Genomic DNA, 1831 nt, shown 5'->3' on the forward strand with positions numbered 1-1831 from the left:
CACCTCCGACGGCCTCCATCAAACTGTTAGCTAGCCAAACCGCGTCAAGCATGCTGAACGAATAGCACATGAACTCGAATACAAGCTCTGCTCCACCGTCCTCAACTGTGTAGACGCCCACTTGCTCAGTTGTATCATTGGTATCTGTTGGGAGCTCGACAAAATAGACCGTGCTTTCGGATCCGTGACAACTGAATTTCCCGTCGGCGGTGTAACTCCAATCTCCGGATACTCTTTTATGATATTTGCGCTCAAACATGCTGTCCCGTGCGGCTGGCGTTGGTACAAACCCTGCCAGATTTCCTACGGTAATGAGGACAGCATCGTAAAGACAGCGCGCGATCTCTTCAGCTACGGCGCTGGTGAACACGATTGATACAATATCTAAGTTTAGATTGACAGTATTCTCGCCCTGCCTGGAAACCTGACATGGATATTGGTCGTTGTACTCACGATCGCGCCAGCATGTAAAATCGCGAGCTCCGAGAAAAATTCCTGACTGCCCTTCGTCTTTGCCCACAAACACCGCCATAAACTATGATTCTTAAAATCAAATCGGATGGTTTAAGGGCAAACTTTAACGCTTAAGAGAAATAATCTTCCGTAACTACAAATTTTGTTAAAGGCGGTTGCAACATAGAACTGCTCTCGTGACAGCTTGAGACGGGCCCAAACGCACGAAAAATCAACACCTCTATCTTACGGTACGAGCTTGTCGAGCGCAGACGGATTAGGAGCAATGGAGATGAATGACGAGAGGTATCGATGCGTAGTGGCCAACGGCTTGCTCACTGCTCTGTAGTTTTATGCTCCTGCCTCCCAATGCTGCACACGAACATGACTATCTCAAACAGACCCTGCACCAGCCTTTGCCCTCGGCAAGGAACACCGCAGGTCTGCTCAGCGCGAACGCGTGCGGGCCAAATGGGCATGAATGGATGTTTAGCGCTGTAAGCGGCGAAAGAGATTCTCCCACAGCAGTTCCGCGACCCCTTCGGGGCCCAGCTTTGCCCTACTACCGCCATGCATCCCCATTAGCGCGGTGAAGAACATTTGCTGATCGTAGCTTGTAGACGCTGACGCCGAATTGACCYACGTGCCGAYGCAAGAYTGCCCTACCSYMAGTASGCAGAAATCCAKCATAGGCAATGGTTCGCKAGGAATAWGACTGGGTCAGTGACATCTCGGCCACTGGGTYAATTCGGCGTCAGCACCAACACGCGTCAAGGACGCGGCAGACAGTTGGTGAATCTGCGTTCTGTAGTAGGCACCGAAGGCGTCTGGCTTTTGATGTGCCGTCCTTGGAGAACATCTCATGGTCTATATCGATGGTCAGCTCTTCAAGGAAGAACTCGCCCATCGTTCGATTTGAGAAATCGAGAACGTACCCTCCTCCCATATTGAAGATCGAATCAAGGAATTTCATCTCAGTCGATTTGAAGTTGGCCATGCTCTTTCTCATCACTCATCTCGCCCCCTCGCCGAAGTCGCGAGCCAAAGGCTTTTGCCATGGAGGGCATGTATTTCTAGACACTTTCTTCCTCGGCCTGAAAGACCTCGATAAGCTTCTGATTGTAGTCGTCCAAATAGTTTTGAAGCCCATCCCGGTCGATCAGCCGTACTCCAGCAGTGTTAGCCAATTCCTTTGCGGATTTTGTGTAGTAGGAATTTGTAACCACCATGGCCTCGTCGCACCCGTAGAAAGCCTTAGCAGAAATGGCTTGCTGGACAGCGGCGTTGCCTACTGAGCCGGCGTAATTCTTGGCCTGGATCACCATGTTTTTGCCAAAGCGGCTGACGAAAAGATCGGCGCCTTGGTCAGCCGTCTTCT

General features: G+C 50.9%; 2 protein-coding genes. Both read right to left on the reverse strand.

The window, feature by feature from the left end; translation table 11 throughout:
• Positions 1 to 520: hypothetical protein (locus AC1DRJ_RS26220; RefSeq protein WP_477804711.1), on the reverse strand; the 520-nt coding region annotated here is incomplete at its 3' end.
• 1006 nt (positions 521 to 1526) lie between these two features.
• Positions 1527 to 1831: restriction endonuclease (locus AC1DRJ_RS26225; protein WP_477804712.1), on the reverse strand; the 305-nt coding region annotated here is incomplete at its 5' end.

The organism is Pseudomonas sp. P5_B2, from assembly GCF_056400445.1.